Raw genomic sequence first — 22,757 nt, 5'->3', positions numbered from 1 at the left:
CTCAAGATAGTTTTTACAATCAGGATAAATCAACGTTTGCTTGTCTAATTGTAATAGGAAATTCAATAGTTCCAAACAACACAAACCCACGAAAATAATGAGCAGATGGTATTTATATTTTGAGAATTGTTTTATCACTTTACTTCTATAAAAAAGATTCTAGTTTTTTGGCGTTATCCAAATCATTAAAGACTTCTAACAGCACGTTTTCTCTTTCCTTATTTTGAGTAAATGGCTGACTTTTTAGTAGATTAATTTTTTCGATAAACTCTTTTTCGCTATTGGCAATTTCACAAAGACTGACAATGCGCTCGTCGTCAACCATATTATCATTTATTAAACAAAACCGACTTTTAAATAAAGAATTTACAATTTTCAATTTCGTCCCAGCTTGCTGAAAGGAAAGCATAACATTGATATGTGCATTGGCTAAAAGTGCTGCTAAATGCACTTCATTTTCTATGGTAATAAACGCTACATTTTTAGCTTCGTGGAATTGCTTTTCAACAAATTCCTTACCATTAGATGAAGCGATTATCAGTTTATAATCCGGTATTTTCTGAAACAATCGGATAAGATAAGAAACTGCTTTTTTATTATCCGGCAAACGCAAATCCCCGTGATAAAAAGCATAATTTCCAAATTCTGATAAGGAATTAAAGGTTTCATTTCCATGAAATACCGGAATATAACAAACCATTTCCGTTTTGGTTTTAACATATTCAAATTCCATTTTTGAAAGCGTAAACACACAATCAAAGTCTACAATTTTGTTTTGATAACTAGTGTATTTTTTGGACTCCAGATAATAAAGCATTTTTTTTAAAAAGCTGGTTTCATTTTTACTCATACCAGCATAAAAATTGGATTCCAAATTATGAAGTCGCAAAAAAAGCTTTCTGTTTCCCAATTTAATCTTATTCAGAATCATCGTGGTTTGTAATCCTTCAAATAAAATTGGTGCTTCAACAGAATTTATATTTTGAATTAAATCTTTATGAAATCTAGAAGTAACACTTAACGGAATTGAAGAGAATAGAAACAAAGGATTTCGGTTTTTTTTGTAGAGAAAAACAGTTTTAGCAATGGCTTTTAATTCCTCTGAAACCTCGCTCCTGTCATCATAAAAACAGTGCAGATAAATTTCAAAACCCAATTGGTGTAAGCTCTTAATTTTATAAAAGACGTCAATTACTCCACCATAATTTGGTGGAAACGGATTGTCAAAACTGATGATGTGAATTGGTTTTGTTTGCATTGCTATGGACAAAAATAGCATTTTAAAAAGAAGTAAAAGCGTCTTTTGAGTATATTTGAATTCAAAATTGAGGTATGCCATTTTTTTCGATAATTATTCCTGTTTTCAACAAAGAACGTTTTGTAGCAAAAACATTGAAAAGTGTTTTAAGCCAATCTTTTATCGACTTTGAAATTATTATCATAAACGATGGTTCAACCGATAAAAGCGAAGCCGAAATTTTAGCCATCACTGACGAAAGAATTCTTTATTTTTTAAAGGAAAACAAAGGTGTTGCCGTTGCCCGAAACCTAGGAATCGGTATAGCTTCGGCTGATTATATTTGCTTTCTCGATGCGGATGATTTTTGGGATTCCAATTTTTTAGCAACTATGAATCACTATATTCAAAAACTTCCTAATGAAAAAGTATTTGCGGCTGCCATTGAAATTGAAACCGGCAAAAAGACATTTCCTGCGAGGTATTCTTTTGATAAAAAAAACGATTTTGAAATTGTGAATTTCTTTGAAGCCAGTCAAACAGAAGCTGTGCTTTGGACATCGGCTGTTTGCATTCACAAAGATGTTTTTAAAAAAGTTGGTGTTTTTGACGAGCAGTTAAAAGTTTCCGAAGATACTGATTTATGGATACGGATTGGATTGCAATATCAAGTGGTCTTTATTTGGCAGATTTTAGCGCGTTATGTTTTTGACAAAAAAAGTATTTCCAGAAGTAGGAATTATATTTTTGAAGATGCCTTTTTTGAAAAATATAAATCCGGCGAAAAACAAAATCCGGCGTTGAAAAAGTATATGGATTTGAATCGGTTTTCTTCTGCAATAAAATGCAATCTAACTGGAAGATGGGAATATTCTAAGGAAATTTATTCTGAAATCGACTTGAAAAATTTAACTTGGAAAAAAAGAATACTACTTGAATTACCTCCTATTACACTGAAGCCACTTATTTGGTTTCAAAGATTTTTAGCCAATATTGGTTTAGGAACTTCCGTTTTTAGATAATTTAAATTCTTCAAAATCTCTGATATAATCTTCCTCTTCAAAAACATCTGAAGCTAAAACCAAGCAAACAGAACCCGAAGAAAAGTTCTGTAACTCGCGCCAAATTCCGTTAACGATTAGTAAGCCAACGTTAGGTTTGTTGAGCGTAACCGTTTTTTGTTCGTTACCATCATTCAAAATCACATCAAAACTACCACTCAAAGCCACTAATAATTCTTGCTGATTTTTATGCGAATGACCTCCGCGTCTTGCACCACTGGGAATATCGTATAAATAATAAACGCGCTTCATTTCAAATGGAACCGCATTTCCTTCAATCACAGAAAGATTACCACGCGTATCGTGGACTTTGGTAATATCGAGAATAATTGCGTCGTGAATTGTTGTCATTATGCTTCTAATAATTGTTTCCAATGTTGGGCAATGGTTGTCAAAGATAAATGTTCTACGCTTTTTTGCGCATTATTTTTACAGGTTTGATATAAATTTTCATCTTCTATCATGGTTTTTATCGCTTCTGCCAAGGCATTTTCGTTGTGGTTTTCTACTAATAATCCGTTAAAATTATTTTGGATGATTTCTTTTGGACCAGTTTCACAATCTACTGAAATCACTGGTGTTGCTGCAGCCAACGATTCGACCAAACTCATTGGGAAACCTTCAAAACGACTTGTCAAAATAGTGCATTTTGCATTTTGGACAAAAGCGGTAATATTCTTTTGAAATGGCAAAACAAGAACAAAGGATTCTAATTGCAATTCCGCAATTTTTGTCTGAATAAAATCTTTGCTTGAACCTTCTCCAACAAGCAACAGCATTGTTCCTTTTGCGTAAACTTTGGACTGTTTAAAAGCGCTGAGCATCAAAGTAAAATTCTTGATTTGTTCTTCAAATCTGCCAAAAAACAACATGTAATTTTTCGGAATAAGATTGGGTAATTGATAGATTTTATAAGGAAAATCAACCGAATTATGAATTGTTGTGGTGTTTTTTAGATGATATTTCTCTTGTATTTTAAGCTCAATATCTTTCGAAACACAAACCAATTTGGTGGCTTTTTGATATAGAAAATTAACCCCAAAATCGAAATTCGAAAAATACATTTCAAGATTCGAGCTGTGAATCATAAAATACGTTTTTCTGTTGCCATAAATCCATTTGGTGAAAATCTCACGGATAAAAAATGGTCTGGAGCGATTATCAATCACTATTTGAATATCATTTTCATGAAGATAGTTGGCAATGTACTTTCCTTTTTTTATGGCTCTGAAAATACCTTTTTCATCAGCAAATAATTCCCCTAAGTTGACCAGTTTCCCTTTGAAATCATAATCAACATGGTCTAAAATAATGATATGATGCACTTCATAACCTAAATTGTGTAACATGACACTCAACAAACCTGCAAAACGCTCAGCTCCGCCAACACCAAGTGAAGCGGAAACTATAGCAATTTTGTTGTTGTTTTTCATTTCTTACTTATATTGCATGGATATTTGTCAAATATAGAAATAACCAGTTGGGTGTAATTATTTTAAACGCAAAAAAATTCAAAACAAACCACATAGAAACATAGAAAATTAGGTTTATCTAGTTCAATTCTTGAATAAACATAGCTCTGTTTTATCTAAAAAAAGTGAAACGCCTATGAAAAAATAGCAAAGACTATGTATCTATGTGGTTGAAAAATAAAAAATAAAAATGAAGATTTTACTCATTGGAGAATACAGCCGATTGCACAATTCCTTAAAAGAAGGTTTGCAAAAGCTCGGAAACGATGTGACCATTTTGGGTTTTAAAGATGGTTTCAAAGATTTTCCGGTCGATTTTCCTTTGGAGAAAAAATGGGATTCGGGTTTCAGAAAAAAAATTAAACTTATCATTTTAGTCCTTACCGGTTTTGATATTTCTTCCTATTTAACCTATCGCCAATTCTGGAAAAACAGAAACCATTTCAAAAGTTTTGATGTCGTTCAATTGATAAATGAGAATAGTTTTTTTTGTGATTATACCCATGAGAAAAAAATTCTGGAATACCTTTTTAAACACAACCAAAAAGTGTTTTTGCTTTCGGCTGGCGATGATTATATGTATGTCGATTACAACTTTCAGCATCCAGAAAATCCGTCGATTGTGCAACCATATTTAGCCGGAAAAATTGCGGATAAAGACTTTTCGAATGTTTTAAAATTCAGGACCAAACCTTTTGAAAAACTGCATCACTATATCTATGAAAATATCCAAGGTGTGATTGCAACCGATTTGGATTATCATATTCCGTCGCAAAATCATCCGAAGTATTTGGGCTTAATTCCGAGTCCAATAAACCTAGATAAATTTCCAAAAAAGGAATTGGTAATCAACGAGAGAATTGTCATTTTCCATGGAATAAACAGGGAAAGTTATTTCAAGAAAGGAAATGATTTTTTTGAAAAAGCTTTGGAAATCATAAAGAAAAAATATGACACCAAAATTGATGTTTTTGTCACCGAAAATGTTCCTTATAATGATTATATCAACCGATACAATCAAGCGCATATTTTGCTCGATCAATTGTATGGTCATGATCAAGGCAGTAATGGATTGGAAGCTATGGCAAAAGGAAAAGCTGTATTCACCAATGCGAGTGATGTCTTTGAAAAGCACTATAATTTAACTGAAAAAGTCGCCATAAATGGTTTACCCGATGTTGATTATTTGGTAAGTGAACTGTCTTTTTTAATCGAGAATCCAACCGAAATAATAGCGATTGGAAACCACGCCAGAATTTTTATTGAGAAAGAACACGATTACGTTAAAATTGCCAGGAAGTATCTTGACACTTGGGAAAAATGAAGCAGGTGAATCATTACATACAAAACCATTTTCTATTTCTTTGGCTTGTTTTGATAGCCACAATCGCTTCTGTCAATTATGCTTTGACGCTGCCCGTTTCTTTTGACGAAGCCTGCACCTATATCTTATTTACACGCGAAGGATTAGCAGAAACAGTTACTAATTATCCGGCGCCAAATAACCATGTTTTTTATTCGATACTAACCAGCATTAGTAATAATTTGCCTTTAGGAAACATCCTTTTTAAAATCAGGTTGACTTCAATCTTCATCAACATTATAAGTCTTTTGGCGCTTTACAAATTTGCGATTACCTTTTTCAGCAGAAACTTCGGATTGCTCCTTGTTGGTTTATATTCAGGACTTTTTTTAACGGTTTATTACAGCTATATGGCCAGAGGTTACGGTTTGGTTGCTCTATTGTTTATTGCCTGTTTACATTATACTTTCAAGATTAGTAACGGTGACGAAAGACGAAAAAATTTTTTGCTTTTTGGTTTGTTTTCGGTGCTTGGATTGTATACGATTCCGACATTTATTTATCCGATTATCTCGCTAAGTGCATATATTATATTTGTAAAACGTCATTTGTTTTGGGCACAAGTTAAAGTTGGTTTTGGCATTTTTTTGACATCAATGCTGCTTTATTCACCTATAATTTACAACTGCGGATTAAGCAGCATTATCAGCAATCCGTATGTAAAACCTATGGGATTTATTCCAACTCTAAAATCAATGCCAACTTATTCCCTTTTTGCAATTCAGGAAATCACAGGAATTCATTGGTTGATTGTTATTTCTATTTGCAGTTTAAGCCTATATCTTATTTGGAAATCAAAAGAAAAAAAGACATTGCTTTTTGTGCTGGTTATGATTTTTACGCCTTTAATTTTAATTACCATTCAGCGTGTAAATCCGTATGCGAGAGTATTCAATTATTGCAGTATTGTGTTATTGCTACTAGTACTTATTCCTTATAAAACAGCGATTGACAAACTTAAACTGCGTTTTATGTTTCCGTTCCTTTTAGGTATTCAGTTTGTTTTTCTTTTCAATTTTGAGACTAAAATTTTGGCCTATGAAGATAAAGATTGGGCTTTGAATATAACTTCTGATAAAATCATCAAAAAGATTCAGGGCAATCATCATTATTATACAAATGGCAATTTGATTTTTTACAATCTTAAATTTGATTTGATATCGAAAGGCTTTACCAATTATAAATTTGAGGAAGAAAAAGGGAAGAATGTTTCTGCTGATACTTTACAGTATGACTATTCCATTATCGGATTGGATTTTGACAAAACAACAATTAAAAAACCGGTATACAAAACCAAATATTATAATGTTTATTCAGAGAATTAATTTTTTATATTTTTGATAAAAAGCTTTCTGAACAAGGCTAAGACAAATATAAAAACAAAGCATATTAGTATAAATAAAAAGGATAGTTTATGAAAAGACCTAAAATTAATGATGTCTATAAATACAACTTCAGTTTTAAGAATGAAGATGTAATTGCCTATGCAGAATTATCTGGTGATGTAAACCCAATTCACATATCGGAAGAATATTCAAAAGATACAATCTACGGAAGATGCATTGTTCATGGTTATTTTAGCATAAGCATATTTTCAAAAATATATGGTACAGAATTATATCCGGACCAACATATTCTGATAAGCCAGAATGCAAGATACTTTAAACCTATATTTACAGGAGTGGAATATATAGCGGTTTTTAGGGTTAAAGAACTTTTCCCAGATAAAAACAGAGTACTCTATTTGAATGAAATATATGAAAAGGCTACTGCTGAACTTAAAGTATCTGGCGAGGCATTATTAATGAACAAAAAGTTTTACAATTGGTGATTCCTCTTTTTCTTAAAACTATTTATAAATAAATTTTTAAACATAAACAATACCAATAAAAGACAAATCAGGTTAGCGTAAAAATAAGCTTGTACAACCCCTTCAACAGAAAACTTTTTCATCAAATAAACAGAGAGAAAAAAATAGCATAAATTAAATGTAATTTCCCCGATAAAATAACGCTTCATCATCGTTTTTACTACAATTTGGAAACCAAAGGCCAAGGTAATAATCTTGATAAAATCGCCTGCTAATTGCCAAATCAATAACTCATTGATACTTGAAAATTCCTTTGTAAACGCCACGTTAAGAATAATACTTTTTGCAAAATAAATTACGATTAATATCATCAAAAACAACGGAACAAAGATTTTAAAATAGGATTTTAATTCTGTTATGAACTCTCTTTTGGTATGGATTGACGCCAGTTTTGGCATATAATACAATGATAATCCTGAACTGAAAAACATCATATAAAAACTCGATAATCTATTGACTGCATCCCAAATTCCGGCATCATGAATAGAGTAATTTTGAACAATTTCATTTCGGATAAACAGCAACGTTAAAGGCACAACTACGGCGCTCAACAAAGCCATAATTGAGAATTTTTTGATGACATTGATATATTTTTTACTCATGATTTTATGCAAATCAAATTTGAAATAATCGCTGTCTTTTCTAACTAATAAAAAAGTAACAGTTACCATTAAAATTTCACCAATAGCAATAGAAAAAAGTCCACCGGAAATGCTGTGTTTCCAAATCAAAAAAGCAGTTAATCCAAAAATTAAAACATTAGAGATTATTTGAATTACAACGATGCTTTTATATCTTTCTAAACCATTATAAATAGCCAACCAAAACGTATTGATAACCATAAATGGCATTAATAACCCGAAAAAACGAATGAGATTTGCATAATTAATTGTGTAAAATAAAAAAGCGGAAATTGGTGAGGCAAATATCAAAACAAGCAATGCTAACGCAGTAGAGATGAATAAAAATATCCAAAAAAAAGTGGAATAAATAACCGAAAGTTCCCGTTTATCTTCTTTATTTTCTACAAATAATTTGACTATAGAATTGCTGATACCAAGCGTTGCAACCGATTTCATCATTAAGGCAAAGTTTCTAAAACTTCCCATTAAAGCCATGCCCGATGTTCCCAAAAAAATGGATATAATTTTAGAGGAAAAAATGCCCAAAACAAAACTAACTGCAACTGATATCGAATTCAGTGACAAAACCTTTAGAAGTGTATTTTGTTTGAGTATTTTCAAGCTATAAATTTCGAATTACTTTAGCGGGACTACCTGCCGCAAAAACATTAGGCGGAATGTCTTTTATAACTACTGAACAAGCACCAATTACAGAATTATCACCAATAGTTACGCCTTTAAAAACAACAGAATTATAGTAAATAATAACGTTATTTCCAACAGTAATAGGCGCAGATTTTATATCGCCAGTCATTCTTTTTTCTGGATCAAGATCGTGTCCATCAGTATCAACAAGCATACAATTTATACCAATCATAACATCATTTCCAATGTTTATTTTAGAAACAGCTTGGACACTTGCACCATTTGCCATAACAACATTGTTACCAAAATTTACTTCACTATCTTCATACATTGAAAGAATATAATTATAGGTTGAGTAGGTATAATGCGCCGCACTAACTCCATTTTGAAAATTGTTTCCAAACTGAATTTTTCCTCTTCCGTTTAACAAAAGTGGTAAGTATAAGTTTGGTTTTCCCGTTACGCGTTTACAATCAGAAAGCAATTGATACTTCCAGATTCTCAACCTAACAAAAAAGAAAAATTTTATTTTATCAAAAACATCCATTAATACTTGTTTAAAACTGCAATTACATAATCAACTTCATCCATTGTCATCACTGGACTTATTGGCAAACTTAACACTTCTTGATGAATTTTTTCGGTTATTGGAAGCGAAAGCGAATTCCATCCCGAAGTTTCGGGAGCAAAAGCTTTTTGGTGGTGTGGTGGAATTGGATAATGAATAATCGTTTCTATATTGTTTTGTTTCAAATACCCTTGAAGTGCTTCTCTTTCTGTCGTACGAATAACAAATAAATGAAACACATGGCAGCCTGACAAATCCCAGGTTGGCAATATTATTTTCTCGTTTTTGATTTCTGATAAATAGCGTTTTGCGATAGTTTTTCGGATTTCATTTTGACTCTCCAAATGGGGTAATTTCACATTCAAAAAAGCCGCTTGTATTTCGTCCAAACGCGAATTTATACCAACGTAGTCGTTATGATATTTTTGTTCTGAACCATAATTCCGCAAAGCAAAAAGTACTTTGGTCAAAGCAACATCATTGGTCGTAATTGCACCGGCATCGCCCAATGCACCCAGGTTTTTCCCTGGATAAAAACTAAATGCCGCCGCATCAGATAAATTTCCTGCCCTAGTAAAAGTGTCCTGCTGAGCTTGTCGAAGCATTGCACCATGTGATTGCGCTGCGTCTTCTATTACCAATAAATTATTTTGTTTGGCGATAGCATTTATTACTCCCATTTCTGCCAATTGTCCATAAAGATGAACCGCCAAAACAGCTTTAGTTTTTGAGGATATTTTATTCTGAATTAAATCGGGATTGATATTATAAGTTTCTAATTTTGGCTCGATTAAAACAGGAACTAAATCGGCTTGCAGAATTGCCAAAATGCTGGCTATGTAAGTATTTGCACTTACAATAACCTCATCGCCTTTTTGAAGTTTTCCGAGTTGGATATATCCTTTAAAAATCAACACCAAAGCATCAAAACCATTTCCAACTCCGATACAATGGTTGGCCCCACAATAGTTGGCGAAATTGCTTTCAAATATTTTGACTTCATCCCCCAAAATAAACCAACCTTTATCTAAGACTAATTTCATCTTTTGCTGAAATTGCTCCTGATATTGTTGATTAATTTTTTGCAGGTCTAGGAATTTAATCATAGCATTACATTTTCTAAAAAATGATAATTCGCTGTTTTTACTTCATAATAATCCTGAACCGTTGTTTTTGCACCAAAAGTTTCTTTCCAAAACAATATTCCTTCATTGATTTTCCTTCCGTTTTCTTCATGTGATGGTCCAAAATCAAAGAAATTTTTATTCTTAAAAACTTCGGTAATCAAATGATTATAGAGAAAATCTAAACTTCCTAGTTCATTTTTCTGTTCATTTCCCGAAATATATTGCGGATGTGCTACGACATTTGTTATAAAAACAGTTGTTCCCGCCACAATTTTGTTATCAGCATAAACATTAAAATGGCGAATGTTTTTTGGAAATTTTTGCTGCAATTTGCTTATTTCTTCTGCTGTGTGAACTGGTTTGGAATTATGTTTTTTTGCCAAATTAGGAATCAATATTTCATTCCAAAACAAGTCAAATTCAAGCTCTTCTTTAATTACTAAATTGTTCTTTTCGCCCCGACGAATACTTTCTTTACGGGTTTTGGTTACTGCAAAAGGTTTGGCCAAATCAATTACCGAAAGGCAATCTCTGCGAATCAGTTTGGCGTCAAGCAAAAACACGGCATACTCAATCTCTTCAGAGAAAAAGGTGTTGTAAATTGATGGAATTAATTTGACTTGAAAAGTCGTAATATCATTCTGATTCAAAAACTCCAAAACAGCTTTGGTTATCACAATTACTTCCCCCAATTTAATTTTACTTTCAAAAACAAATCCCCCATAAGTCAAACCTTGATGAGAAAAAAGAGTATTTTCTACTTTATTAGCAGGAAGAACTGAAACCAATTCTTCTCCTTCAAAAACAAGCAACGAAAAATCTTGAAATCTATCGGAATGGTATTCCATAAAATCGCGGTGAAACAGAAACGTTGCATTTTTGGCACTACTTGTAAAGTTGTTCCAAAGAGCATAATCGTCTATAGTATATCGTCGAATAGAATAGTTTTTCACAAGTAGCTTTTAAACATCGGAAAATTAAACATTTATTTTAAAAAAGTCGTCCTTATTAAAAATTCAATTTCCAAAAATATTGTTTAATTTTATCTTCTTAACCGTTTTGCTTTGAAATTAAAACGACATTTTTTCCTTTTTAGTATTCTTGTTTGTTTCATTTTTAAAACTAATGGACAAAATGTATCATTGTACAACCAGTTTAATGGTCGTTATGATTTTACTTTCATTGGTAATACTATGAATATTGCTGAAAACAACACAGCTTTTGATTTGGTAACAACCACTTCTTCTACAGCAACACTTTCTTTAAATTCTACTGATGTAATTGAAAAGGCCTATTTATATTGGGCCGGAAGTGGTGACGGTGATTTTGAAGTCAATTTAAATTCAGATGTCATCACTCCAGATAGAACTTTCTCGCTTTTTAGGGTATTTGATGATGTCCCTTTTACCTATTTTAGTGCGTTTAAAGATGTAACCTCTCTTATTCAAACTACAGGAAATGGCGATTATACACTATCCAATTTAGACATATCGGCTTTTGAAGAGTTACATTCTCAACGAAGAACCAATTTTGCAGGTTGGGCAATTGTGATTATTTATAAAAATGACGCATTACCATTAAATCAACTCAACGTTTACGATGGTTTACAAGGCGTTCCAGAAGAATTATCCATTACTTTGAGTAGATTAAATGTAATTGACGACAATAATTCCAAAGTAGGTTTTGTTGCTTGGGAAGGCGATTCCAGTTTGGCGACAGAAGAATTCAGAATGAATGGAACCTTATTAAGCAATGCTTCTAATCCACCAAATAATGTTTTTAATGGAACAAATTCGATAACAGGAAGTGCAACTTTGTACAATATGGATTTGGATATTTATGATATTCAAAACAATATTGCTATTGGCGATACAACTGCAGAGATTTCGCTAACTTCTTTTCAGGATTTTGTGATGATTAATACCGTTGTAACCAAATTAAACAGTCAATTACCAGACGTAACTGTTTCAATCGATTCGGTAGAAAAGCAATGTGATTCCAAAACCATTGTGGTGAGTTATACGGTTTTTAATTTAAATTCGACCAATCCATTGCCGGCAGGAACTCCGATTTCAATTTACATCAATGGACAAATTTTCCAAACCATAGTAACACCTTCCGAAATTCCAATAGGCGGTTCGATTAGCAGTCAAATTACGATTGTTTTGCCTGATACAATTGCATTAAATTTCGAAATAAAATTTATGGTTGATGACATAGGAAACGGAACTGGAATTGTGACCGAATTAATCGAAAATAATAACACTTCAATCGCAAACGATTCGCTTTGGATTTCACCAACTTTTAATCCTTTAGAAAATATAGTGGCTTGTAATGAAGGATTTACTCGTGGCACTTTTGACTTTTCGTCTTATGAAGATTTGGTCAAAACAAATCCAGAAGATGCTGTTCATTTTTATGAAACGCTTGAAAATGCTAACGCCGATGTAAATCCTATTTTGAATCCATCAAGTTATGTTGCAATTGCAACTCCGAAAGAAATTTTTGTTCGCATTTTCAACGATAATTGTTTTAGCATTACTTCGTTTTTATTGACAACCCGAAATTGTCCACCAACAGTTTACAACTTTGTTTCTGCCAATACAGATACGTATAATGACACCTTTTTTATTGGTGGTTTGCGTGATATTTTTCTGGATTTCAAAATAGAAATCTACAGCCGATGGGGAAGATTACTTTGGACAGGAAATCAAAATACAGCAGATTGGGATGGTTATGTCAAAGATGGTGTTGGAAGTAAAAACGCTCCTGATGGCACTTATTTTTATTTGCTGTTTTTAAACGATGTAGATTATCCTGGACCATTGCGTGGATTTTTATATTTAAATCATTAAAAAACACTGTATATTTGACTTGTCACTTAGCACTATGAAACAAATTACTTCTGCTCAAAATCCGTTTATAAAATCGTTGGTGCAGCTTCAGGAAAAAGCTAAAGCGCGAAAACAATCCGGCACTTTTTTGATTGAAGGAATGCGCGAAATTGAGTTAGCCATAAAAGGAAAGTATCAAATAGAAACGATTCTAATTTGTAATGAAGTTAACGATTTTTCTAAAAATCCAAAAATCCAAAAATCTAACAGTCCAATAATAGAAATCTCAAAAGAAGTCTATCAAAAACTCGCCTATCGCGATACTACTGAAGGAATTCTGGCTGTAGCCAAATCAAAATCATTACAACTATCCGATTTAAAACTTCCAAAAAATCCGTTAATTTTAATAATGGAAGCCATAGAAAAACCGGGCAATATCGGTGCTGTTTTGCGAACATGTGATGCAGCCAAAGTTGATGCCGTAATTATCGCTAATCCAAAAACCGATTTATACAATCCGAATATTGTTCGTTCAAGTGTAGGCTGTTTGTTTACGAACCAAATTGCAACTGGGACAACTGAAGAAGTAATTGATTTTTTAATAAAAAACAATATCAATTTCTATAGCGCCACTTTGCAGAATTCGACTTCATATCACACTCAAAATTACACTACACCAACTGCTTTAGTTGTTGGTACAGAAGCTACGGGGTTAACTAAACTTTGGCGTGAAAAAGCAACTCAAAATATCATCATTCCGATGCAGGGCGAAATTGACAGTATGAACGTTTCTGTGGCTGCTGCCATTTTAATTTTTGAAGCCAAACGTCAACGCGGATTTAAGTAATACAATTTAATAATCGACCATTAAACCAAATTCAAATGAAAAAAAATCTTTTAATCTCGTTCCAACCTATCAATTTATCTTTAGGTATTTTACTTGTCAGAATTATTATTGGTGTTCTTATGGCGTTTTATGGGTATCAAAAACTCATAAATTTCGAAACTATGGCGGCTTCCGATTTTTGGGCTAAAGAAGTTAGTTTTCTTGGTATGACAGGAAAAACACCATTGGCATTGACCATTTTTGCTGAATTCTTCTGCAGTTTATTGTTAATCATTGGCTTATTTACAAGGTTGGCTTTAATTCCATTGCTTATCTGCATGGGATATATAATTGCCTGTGTTGCTAAATTTGAGGTAATCCATTCAGGCGACAATGGTATTGAAGTAAACACTGCTTTTGTCTATTTCGTAATTTACCTGGGCATTTATCTTACTGGTCCCGGAAATTATAGTTTGGATTACAAAATTGCCAATCGATAACACAATTCAGTTGCACAGTTCGTTTGTTATTCATAATTTTAGGAATTGATTGAACATGCTATGATTGAAATAGATTTAGAAGAAGAAAAAAAAGCCATTGCCCGAGAATACAAAGAATTACTTCGCATAAGTTATCAAACGCTAACCGATTCTGATAAAAAACTCATTCGAAAGGCCTTTGATGTTGCCGTTGAAGCTCATAAAGATCAACGCCGCAAATCGGGTGAAGCCTATATTTTTCATCCTATTGGTGTTGCCAAAATTGTGGCTGCCGACATTGGACTTGGTGCCACAAGTATTGCTGCCGCTCTAATGCACGATGTAGTCGAAGATACCGATGTAACTATTGAAGACATCGAAAAAAAATTCAATCCAAAGATTGCCCATTTGGTTGAAGGTTTGACCAAAATTTCCCAAGTTAAAAAAGACATGAACATCTCAATGCAGGCGGAAAATTTCCGTAAAATGCTATTGACTTTGAATGATGATGTGCGTGTGATTTTAATTAAAATTGCGGATCGTTTGCACAATATGCAAACTATGGATTCCATGCCGGATTACAAGCAAATAAAAATTGCTTCAGAAACCTTATACATCTATGCGCCTCTCGCTCATCGTTTGGGCTTGTATAATATCAAAACTAAATTAGAAGACTTAGGTTTAAAATATACTGAGCCTGATATTTATAAAGATATTGTCAGCAAAATCAAGGAAACCAAAGAAGAACAAGACGAATATATCAAAACAATTTCGGAGGTTTTAAAAAATTCGTTAGACATAGAAGGTGTTGAGTATACCATGAAAGGCAGACCAAAATCTATCTATTCTATTCGAAGAAAAATGGCGGCTCAAAACGTAACTTTTGATGAAGTCTATGACAAATTTGCCCTCCGAATTATATACAAATCAAATCTTCACGACGAAAAATTCCTAGCCTGGAAAATTTACTCTATAGTTACCGATCATTATCGCCCAAGTCCAAGTCGTTTACGTGACTGGATTTCATCACCAAAATCAACAGGTTATGAAGCCTTGCATATCACCGTTATGGGACCAAAAGGTCGTTGGGTAGAAATTCAGGTGCGGAGTGAACGGATGGATGAAATTGCCGAAAAAGGATACGCTGCTCACTACAAGTACAAACAAGGCGCTACCGAAGAAAGCGGTTTGGATACTTGGCTTAATCTTTTGAAAGAAGCATTAGAAAGTTCTGAAACCAATGCGGTCGACTTTGTAGAAGATTTCAAAATGAATTTGTATGCCAAAGAAATCTTTGTCTTTACGCCAAAAGGTGAAATCAAATCATTGCCCAAAGGTGCCACTTCACTCGACTTCGCTTTTAGCATACATTCTGAAATTGGAATTAAAACTCGAGGAACTCGTGTTAACGGAAAATTAGTGCCGCTCAATTCAGAATTGAAAAGTGGTGACCAAATAGAAATCATTACTTCTGTACATCAAAAACCAACAATCAACTGGTTGGACTATGTAACGACTTCTCGAGCCAAAAATAAAATCAGAAACGTTCTTAACGAAAACACCAAGAAAATTGCCGAAGACGGAAAAGAATTGCTGACTCGAAAACTAAAACATTTAAAAATCACTATCAATGAAAATGTGGTTAATGAATTAGTAAATTTCTTTAAGTTAAAAACCAGTTTAGATTTGTTTTATCGCGCCGGAATTGGCTCAATAGAAAACCAACAACTTAAGGATTTTGCTGCTCAAAAAAGCAATACGGTGATGAACTTCTTCAGGAACAAAATCAAGCGTTCACCAAGTTCTAATCCTGAAGAAATTAACAAACCCGTACTAAACAGCAATTACGACATGCTGGTTTTTGGGGCAGAAAATGATAAATTGGATTATAAATTATCATCCTGCTGTAACCCGATTCCGGGCGATGATGTATTTGGCTTTATAACCATCAATGAAGGTATTAAAGTCCACAAAAAAGATTGTCCCAATGCAATTGCGCTTCAATCGAATTATGCGTACCGAATTATGCTGGCCAAATGGATTGATTCATCGCAACAAGAATTTAAAGCTATTTTAAAAATTACGGGTATGGATAGTTTAGGATTGACAAATGAATTGACCAAAGTAATTTCGAATAATATGCATGTAAATATCCAAAGTATTTCCCTGAGTGGTGAGGCTGGAATGTTTTATGGACAAGTCGCTGTTATTGTTCAAAATAATGCGATTCTGAAAAAACTCATCGATAATATAAAAAAAATTGATGGTATTGATAAGGTGACTAGAGTATATACTAATTAAGGGTTATAAGGTTTATGATGTTTATCAGGGTTATATTTCGAGAAATAAACTTCTTAAACCTCATAAACTTCACAAACTTTCATTAAATCTTTAAACAAAAAAATTACCTTTGTCCCATGACACTAATTGCATCCGATAATACTAAAAATCAAGAGACCGTAAAAAACGTTTTTACACTATATCTTGAAAACAAAGGACACCGCAAAACGCCTGAGCGCTATGCAATTCTTCAGGAGATTTATGATAGCGAAGAGCATTTTGATATCGAGAATTTGTATATCAAAATGAAAAACAAAAACTATCGCGTGTCGCGTGCTACCTTGTACAACACTATCGAACTTTTATTAGATTGTGGTTTGGTGCGCAAACATCAGTTTGGACAAAATCAGGCGCATTATGAGAAATCGTATTTCGATAAGCAACACGATCATATCATCATGACCGATACCGGAGAAGTAATTGAGTTTTGTGACCCACGAATTCAAACAATCAAACAAACCATCGAAGAAATATTTGGCATCGAAATTCACAATCACTCATTGTATTTTTATGCAAACAAGAAAGAGTGATTCGGGGATTTGGTAATTCGGTTATTCGTGTGGCTGAAACTACAAATAACCAAATAAACACATAACCAGATTAACAAAAACAACAACTAACTACATACACATACAACACACAATGACTGTAGATTTACTACTCGGATTACAATGGGGCGACGAAGGCAAAGGAAAAATCGTTGACGTCCTAACTTCTAAATACGACATTATTGCTCGTTTTCAGGGCGGACCAAACGCAGGACACACTTTAGAATTTGACGGAATCAAACATGTTTTAAGAACCATTCCTTCGGGGATTTTTCATAGCAACAACATCAACCTTATCGGAAACGGTGTTGTGATTGACCCGGTAGTTTTCAAAAGTGAGATTGATGGTTTGGCCAAATTCAATCTTGATTTAAAATCAAAATTATTCATTTCGCGTAAAGCCCATTTGATTTTACCTACGCATCGTTTGCTTGACGCAGCTTCTGAAATTGCCAAAGGCAAAGGCAAAATTGGTTCGACACTAAAAGGCATCGGACCAACGTATATGGACAAAACCGGTAGAAACGGAATTCGTGTGGGCGATATTGAATTAGCTGATTTCAAAGAAAGATATAGAGCTTTGGCCGACAAACACGAATCGATGATTGCTTTTTATGGTGTGGAACTTCAATACAATTTAGCGGAACTAGAAAACGAATTTTTTGATGCTATTGAAGACTTGCAGCAATTGGATTTTATTGATAGCGAAGAATATTTGGCACAAGCCCAAAAAGCAGGAAAATCTATTCTTTGCGAAGGCGCTCAAGGTTCGTTATTGGATGTTGACTTTGGAACCTATCCTTTTGTAACCTCATCTAATACTACAGCTGCCGGAGCTTGTACTGGTTTAGGAATTGCTCCGAATAAAATCAAAGAAGTTTATGGAATTTTCAAAGCGTATACAACTCGCGTAGGTTCTGGTCCATTTCCTACCGAAGATTTTGACGAGGCAGGCGACGTGATGGCAAGTGTTGGTAATGAATTTGGTTCGGTTACCGGTAGAAAAAGACGTTGTGGTTGGCTAGATTTGGTAGCATTAAAATATGCGGTACAAATAAACGGCGTTACCCAACTGATGATGATGAAAGGAGATGTTCTTTCGGGTTTTGAGACTTTGAAAGTAGCTACAGCCTATAACTATAAAGGAGAAGTGATTCATCATTTACCATACAATATCGAAGAAGAAAATGTCACGCCTATTTACACTGAATTCAAAGGATGGAAACAGGATTTAACCGGTTTAACCACCTTTGAAAGTTTGCCAAAAGAATTAAAAGACTATATCGAATTCATTGAAAAAGAAGTTGAAGTCCCAATAAAGATTGTTTCTGTTGGTCCTGACAGAAAGCAGACGATAACCAGATAAAAAAAAGAAACCCTTTCAGTTACGAGAGGGTTTTTTAATTTTATTTTTCTTTGATTTTCACTTTACCGTTACGGTTTGTTTTCACCTTGTACGTTTTTTGTGGGTCACCTTTGAAGTCTTTTGCATATTTGACTCTAATATTGTCATAATCAGCAAAAGGTTCGTTCTCGTCAGTAAGTACCACTTTGTAACCACTGTAAAGATCATAATCTTTATAAGCTGTTGGCAATGTAGTTGTTCTCACCCATTTGCCTTCTTGTTGATAAACATACTCTCCTTTTCTGACGTCGTAATACGTTTCTGTTGCCGGAATGTAATAGTAGGTTGCATTGTCCTGATCGGCAACACCCCAATCAGGAAGCGTTACTGTTGTTTTAACTTGTGCCTGTGCCGAACTGAATGCAATACATACTATTGCAGCCAGTAAAAATTTTGGTAATCTCATAATTATTGTGTTTTAATAGACCTAAATCTGTGAACCTCAAAGTTATTCTTATGACCAACCAAACAGTTTTACTATTAATTTTTTTAATTGCATGATTCACAGTTTTGATTACGTTCATAATAAGAATATAATTAAAAACCCTTTCAATGATGAAAGGGTTTTTAATTATATAGACACCTGACAGGTTTTAAAAACCTGTCAGGTGTAGAAATTACAACTTAAATATAAAACTCTCACTAGGCTTCACACTCAAGTGTATAGTTCCTTTACCATCGGTTACTTTTAACTGTGCGGTGCTACCGTAGAGTTGGTCTTTTACGTTATATAATCCATCCTTGATGTTCCATGTTTTAATAACTTCTTCAGGAACTTTAAGTTCAAAATCACTGGTGGTTACCCAAGAGAAATTCGTTACTACAATTAGTTTTTCTTTGGCTGTCCAACGCACATACGAATACATTCCCGGACCATATCGTTTGGTTTCATTTCGGTTAATCGTTTGTATCTCTTTGAATTTTCCTGTTAGAGCATCACTTTTTAAAGTGAAGTTCAGTAAGCGTTTGTAAAAATCGCGTAACTCCATTTCACTTTTTGATAACTGTCCACCGTCAAATTTACCGCCATTCATCCAACGTTGGTGATGTGGAACGCCAACATAATCAAAAATAGAGGTACGAGAATGTGTCCCAAAACCACCATTTTCTTTTCCGTCCTCGCCAACTTCTTGTCCGAAATAAATCATCGTTGGTGAAGAACTAATAGTTGCCGAAAGCACCATCATTGGTTTTCCTTTTTCGGGAGTTCCTGCAAATTCCGGACTTGCCATACGCTGCTCATCATGGTTGTCCAAAAAGTGCAACATGTGGTGTTCAATATCTGACATGCTTTCCTGAATTTCCGAAAGCGGTTCCGGCATCGCATTGCCTTGAATAATCGCTTTTAAATGGTCATACGTTTCTACTTTGTCGTACAGATAATCCATTTTTCCTAGATTAATATAGTTTCTGTATTCTTTCGGATTATAAACCTCAGCCAATAAAAATGCTTTTGGATTCTTAATCTTGATAGCAGAATTCATATAACTCCAAAACTCATAAGGCACCATTTCGGCCATATCATAACGGAAACCATCCACGCCTTTTGCCGTCCAATACAAAGCAATGTCACGGAATTTTTTCCATGAACTTGGCACGTCTTTGTCTTTCCAAAATTCATAATGCGATTTGCAATCTTTTTTATCAAATCCTTCAAGCAATTCTGGAAAATCTTTTGAACCATCAGGTTTAATGCCATAATTTACTTTTACGGTTTCATACCAATCGTTGATATCTGGTTTAGCTTCACGCGAACCGTTGCCTGTCCATTTTGCAGGAAACTCGGTAAATTTAACATCACTTAAAGAATTTTGTTCGCCATTTAAAGGTTTGTAAGTAGGTGAAGTTGGCACTTCAAATGCTTTACCTGGAATGTAATAAAAGTTATTGTTTCTGTCGTATTCCACCGAAGTATTATCTTCTGCACCAAAATCGGTAACACCTTTCGGATTACTCAAACTATGATAATTTCTGGCAATGTGATTCGGTACAATATCGATAATGACTTTCAAACCATTCTTATGCGTTCGGGCAATTAAGGCTTCAAATTCTTCTAATCTCTTAGCTGGATTAACCGCCAAATCTGGATTTACATTATAATAATCTTTGACAGCATAAGGCGAACCAGCACGGCCTTTTACCACATCGGGATCATCATTGGAAATACCATATTTAGTATAATCTCTAATTACATCATGATGTGGAACGCCAGTATACCAAATGTAGGTTACACCCAGTTTCTTGATTTCCTGTAATGCTTTATCGGTAAAATCATTGAATTTCCCAACGCCATTTTCTTCAATCGTTCCCCAAGGTTTGTTGGTGGTATTTTTGTTTCCGAACAAGCGGGTAAAAACTTGATAAACTACATCTTTTTTAGGCGTAATACTAACTTTGGGTTTGGCACTCATAGTGGTCTTTTTTTGAGCAATAGTCGTATTAGCTATAACACAACTTATAACTATAGCAAATGTTAAACTTGTTTTCATACTTATTTCAGACTTAAAATAGGTTCAATAAGTCATAACTACAAATATAGAAATATTAGTAACATAAATAATTCTTAATAACCATTTTCATTGTTCCTAATTTCCTAAATTTGGTGCAAAAATATTTTCATTGAAAAAGTTACTTTATTATATCGGATTATTGCTCTTTGCTTTGACAAATGTAAATGCGCAGAAATCTTCCAAAATAGTTGTTGAACATGCCGATCATTTTGATGTTGATGAAACACTGTTTCCAGATGCCGCTTTACTTCAGGGAAATGTTAGAGTAAATCACGAAGGAGTCGTTTTTACTTGTAACAAAGCGTATTTTTTCCAAAAGGAAAACTACATCAAAGCTTTTGGCGAAGTCCAAATGGTGCAAGGCGATACACTTTTTCTAAACAGCAAATATGCCGAATACAATGGCGAAGTTAAACAAGCTTACGCTACAGGAAACGTAGTCATGCGTTCACCCGAATCGACTTTGGTTACCGATACAATCAACTTTGACAGAAATAAACAAGAAGCTTTTTACAACACTTACGGAACAATTACAAACAAAGAAAATACCTTGAGAAGCAAATCCGGTAGGTATTTCGCCAACGAAAAGAAGTTTAAATTCCTAACCGCAGTGACGATTACTAATCCCAAATATGTTATCAAATCAAATCATTTGGATTATTATACCAACTCCGGACACTCCTATTTATTTGGTCCTTCAACCATAACGAGTAAGGAGAATTTTATTTATACCGAAAAAGGCTTTTATGATACCAAAAAGAACTTTGCCTATTTTCTTCGAAAGTCTTATATCAAATACAAAGACCGGAGAATTGAAGGCGACAGTTTGTACTACGACCGAAACCGGGAATATGCATCGGCAACGAATAATGTAAAAGTTACCGACTCCATCAATAAAGGACTTATCAAAGGGCATTATGCAGAAATTTATCGCAATCTGAAAACGGAAAAAGATTCGATGATGATTACCAAAAGAGCTGTCGCAATATCATTAGTAGAAAATGATTCCATGTATATTCATGGAAAAAAAATGTTGATTACTGGAAAAACGGGAGACAGAACCATTCGCGGTTTTAACAATGTGCGTTTCTATAAAACAGATATGAGTGGTAAGTGCGATTCTATACATTCCAATCAAAAAATTGCGCTGACAAAACTCATTGGTAGACCAATTATTTGGAATTATGACAACCAAATGACGGGCGATATCATGCATCTAATTGGAAATAACAACACTGAAAAACTCGATTCGCTCAAAGTCCTAAACAATGCTTTTATCATATCAAAAGACACCATTGGAACAGGCTATAATCAAGTGAAAGGACAAAATCTTTATGGCAAATTTAAAGACAATAAACTCAGTGAAGTTGATATTATAAAAAATACAGAAGTCATTTATTATTTGCGAAATGACAAAAATGAACTCATAGGAATTAACAAAAGTGTTGGAAGCAAAATTAATTTGATTTTAGACAAAAATACTATTGAAACCCTAACCGTTTATAACAATCCTGATGGCGATATTTATCCCGAAAAGGATTTGCCCGAAAATGCGAGGAAACTGCGTGGTTTTATTTGGCGTGCCGATGAACGAATAAAATCCAAAGATGATATTTTTCCTCCGGAAGAAAATGAACTCGATGCCAAAATTCAAGCGGATAGAAAAGCCGAAATGGCTAAAGACAACCTACCGTTGGAACCAAGTAAAGAAACTTTAGACTACGATAAGAAGAATCCCAACCCGAGGCCAAAGTCCGAACGTAGCGAAGCTAAGCCAATGGTAAAATAGTTTTCAGTCGCAGTTTTCAGTATGGATAATATAACTTTGTGAACTTTGCGTATCCCGAGG

The 22,757-nt window shown here is 33.9% G+C and carries 20 protein-coding genes; 11 read left to right on the top strand and 9 right to left on the bottom strand.

The window, feature by feature from the left end:
- Positions 1 to 145: 145 nt before the first annotated feature.
- Complete coding sequence (locus RMN97_RS03595; protein ID WP_309613151.1) at positions 146 to 1,339, bottom strand: hypothetical protein; 1,194 nt, start codon at positions 1,337 to 1,339, stop codon at positions 146 to 148.
- Between RMN97_RS03595 and RMN97_RS03590 the strand changes: the two genes are divergently transcribed.
- A complete protein-coding gene (locus tag RMN97_RS03590; RefSeq protein ID WP_309613150.1) occupies positions 1,333 to 2,259 on the top strand; it encodes a glycosyltransferase in 927 nt (308 codons plus the stop codon). The two genes, RMN97_RS03595 and RMN97_RS03590, sit on opposite strands and share 7 nt — an antisense overlap.
- Here RMN97_RS03590 and RMN97_RS03585 read toward each other — a convergent pair.
- The gene (locus RMN97_RS03585) at positions 2,236 to 2,649 is read right to left on the bottom strand and encodes an FdtA/QdtA family cupin domain-containing protein (RefSeq protein WP_309613149.1); all 414 of its coding nucleotides are present in this window, start codon (positions 2,647 to 2,649) and stop codon (positions 2,236 to 2,238) included. The two genes, RMN97_RS03590 and RMN97_RS03585, sit on opposite strands and share 24 nt — an antisense overlap.
- Complete coding sequence (locus RMN97_RS03580) at positions 2,649 to 3,731, bottom strand: glycosyltransferase (protein ID WP_309613148.1); 1,083 nt, start codon at positions 3,729 to 3,731, stop codon at positions 2,649 to 2,651. Before RMN97_RS03580 ends, RMN97_RS03585 begins: the two co-directional genes overlap by 1 nt.
- A 229-nt stretch (positions 3,732 to 3,960) precedes the next feature.
- Here RMN97_RS03580 and RMN97_RS03575 point away from each other — a divergent pair, with 229 nt between their 5' ends.
- From RMN97_RS03575 to RMN97_RS03565, 3 genes are all read left to right on the top strand, one after another.
- Positions 3,961 to 5,094 carry a glycosyltransferase gene (locus RMN97_RS03575; RefSeq protein ID WP_309613147.1) on the top strand — a complete coding sequence of 378 codons (1,134 nt, stop codon included), beginning with the start codon at positions 3,961 to 3,963 and terminating at the stop codon, positions 5,092 to 5,094.
- A complete protein-coding gene (locus RMN97_RS03570) occupies positions 5,091 to 6,458 on the top strand; it encodes a glycosyltransferase family 39 protein (RefSeq protein WP_309613146.1) in 1,368 nt (455 codons plus the stop codon). Before RMN97_RS03575 ends, RMN97_RS03570 begins: the two co-directional genes overlap by 4 nt.
- A gap of 89 nt (positions 6,459 to 6,547) precedes the next feature.
- On the top strand, positions 6,548 to 6,964 hold the full coding sequence (locus RMN97_RS03565; RefSeq protein ID WP_309613145.1) for a MaoC family dehydratase: 417 nt from the start codon (positions 6,548 to 6,550) through the stop codon (positions 6,962 to 6,964).
- Here RMN97_RS03565 and RMN97_RS03560 read toward each other — a convergent pair.
- The 4 genes from RMN97_RS03560 to RMN97_RS03545 are packed head-to-tail and all read right to left on the bottom strand — an operon-like array spanning position 6,952 to position 10,919.
- Positions 6,952 to 8,211: an O-antigen translocase gene (locus RMN97_RS03560; protein WP_309613218.1), complete on the bottom strand. Its 1,260-nt coding sequence runs from the start codon at positions 8,209 to 8,211 to the stop codon at positions 6,952 to 6,954. The genes RMN97_RS03565 and RMN97_RS03560 overlap by 13 nt on opposite strands.
- A 37-nt stretch (positions 8,212 to 8,248) precedes the next feature.
- A complete protein-coding gene (locus RMN97_RS03555; protein WP_309613144.1) occupies positions 8,249 to 8,818 on the bottom strand; it encodes an acyltransferase in 570 nt (189 codons plus the stop codon).
- Entirely contained in the window at positions 8,818 to 9,945 is a 1,128-nt protein-coding gene (locus RMN97_RS03550) for a DegT/DnrJ/EryC1/StrS family aminotransferase (protein WP_309613143.1), read from the bottom strand. The genes RMN97_RS03555 and RMN97_RS03550 overlap by 1 nt, the downstream gene beginning before the upstream one ends.
- Entirely contained in the window at positions 9,942 to 10,919 is a 978-nt protein-coding gene (locus tag RMN97_RS03545; protein WP_309613142.1) for a GNAT family N-acetyltransferase, read from the bottom strand. Before RMN97_RS03545 ends, RMN97_RS03550 begins: the two co-directional genes overlap by 4 nt.
- Before the next feature lie 189 nt (positions 10,920 to 11,108).
- Between RMN97_RS03545 and RMN97_RS03540 the strand changes: the two genes are divergently transcribed.
- From RMN97_RS03540 to RMN97_RS03515, 6 genes are all read left to right on the top strand, one after another.
- On the top strand, positions 11,109 to 12,821 hold the full coding sequence (locus tag RMN97_RS03540; RefSeq protein WP_309613141.1) for a gliding motility-associated C-terminal domain-containing protein: 1,713 nt from the start codon (positions 11,109 to 11,111) through the stop codon (positions 12,819 to 12,821).
- Positions 12,822 to 12,855: 34 nt separating this feature from the next.
- Positions 12,856 to 13,647 (top strand): RNA methyltransferase, encoded by a 792-nt coding sequence (locus tag RMN97_RS03535; protein ID WP_309613140.1) that lies wholly within the window; start codon positions 12,856 to 12,858, stop codon positions 13,645 to 13,647.
- Positions 13,648 to 13,682: 35 nt separating this feature from the next.
- Complete coding sequence (locus RMN97_RS03530) at positions 13,683 to 14,126, top strand: DoxX family protein (protein WP_309613139.1); 444 nt, start codon at positions 13,683 to 13,685, stop codon at positions 14,124 to 14,126.
- Positions 14,127 to 14,186: 60 nt separating this feature from the next.
- The gene (locus RMN97_RS03525) at positions 14,187 to 16,406 is read left to right on the top strand and encodes a RelA/SpoT family protein (RefSeq protein ID WP_309613138.1); all 2,220 of its coding nucleotides are present in this window, start codon (positions 14,187 to 14,189) and stop codon (positions 16,404 to 16,406) included.
- Between the two features lie 116 nt (positions 16,407 to 16,522).
- A complete protein-coding gene (locus RMN97_RS03520; RefSeq protein ID WP_309613137.1) occupies positions 16,523 to 16,975 on the top strand; it encodes a transcriptional repressor in 453 nt (150 codons plus the stop codon).
- Positions 16,976 to 17,087: 112 nt separating this feature from the next.
- The gene (locus RMN97_RS03515; RefSeq protein ID WP_309613136.1) at positions 17,088 to 18,359 is read left to right on the top strand and encodes an adenylosuccinate synthase; all 1,272 of its coding nucleotides are present in this window, start codon (positions 17,088 to 17,090) and stop codon (positions 18,357 to 18,359) included.
- 40 nt (positions 18,360 to 18,399) lie between these two features.
- On the opposite strand, the gene RMN97_RS03510 is transcribed toward RMN97_RS03515, so the two are convergent.
- A complete protein-coding gene (locus tag RMN97_RS03510; protein WP_309613135.1) occupies positions 18,400 to 18,804 on the bottom strand; it encodes a hypothetical protein in 405 nt (134 codons plus the stop codon).
- A 211-nt stretch (positions 18,805 to 19,015) separates the two neighbouring features.
- On the bottom strand, positions 19,016 to 20,809 hold the full coding sequence (locus tag RMN97_RS03505; RefSeq protein WP_309613134.1) for an alpha-amylase family protein: 1,794 nt from the start codon (positions 20,807 to 20,809) through the stop codon (positions 19,016 to 19,018).
- 208 nt (positions 20,810 to 21,017) lie between these two features.
- On the opposite strand from RMN97_RS03505, the gene RMN97_RS03500 reads away from it, so the two are divergent.
- The gene (locus RMN97_RS03500) at positions 21,018 to 22,697 is read left to right on the top strand and encodes an OstA-like protein (RefSeq protein ID WP_309613133.1); all 1,680 of its coding nucleotides are present in this window, start codon (positions 21,018 to 21,020) and stop codon (positions 22,695 to 22,697) included.
- Positions 22,698 to 22,757 lie beyond the last annotated feature (60 nt).

The organism is Flavobacterium sp. (assembly GCF_031381455.1).
Classification (GTDB): domain Bacteria; phylum Bacteroidota; class Bacteroidia; order Flavobacteriales; family Flavobacteriaceae; genus Flavobacterium.
The sequence above is the reverse complement of the archived record's forward strand: the minus strand, read 5'-3'. Positions and strand labels throughout refer to the sequence as shown.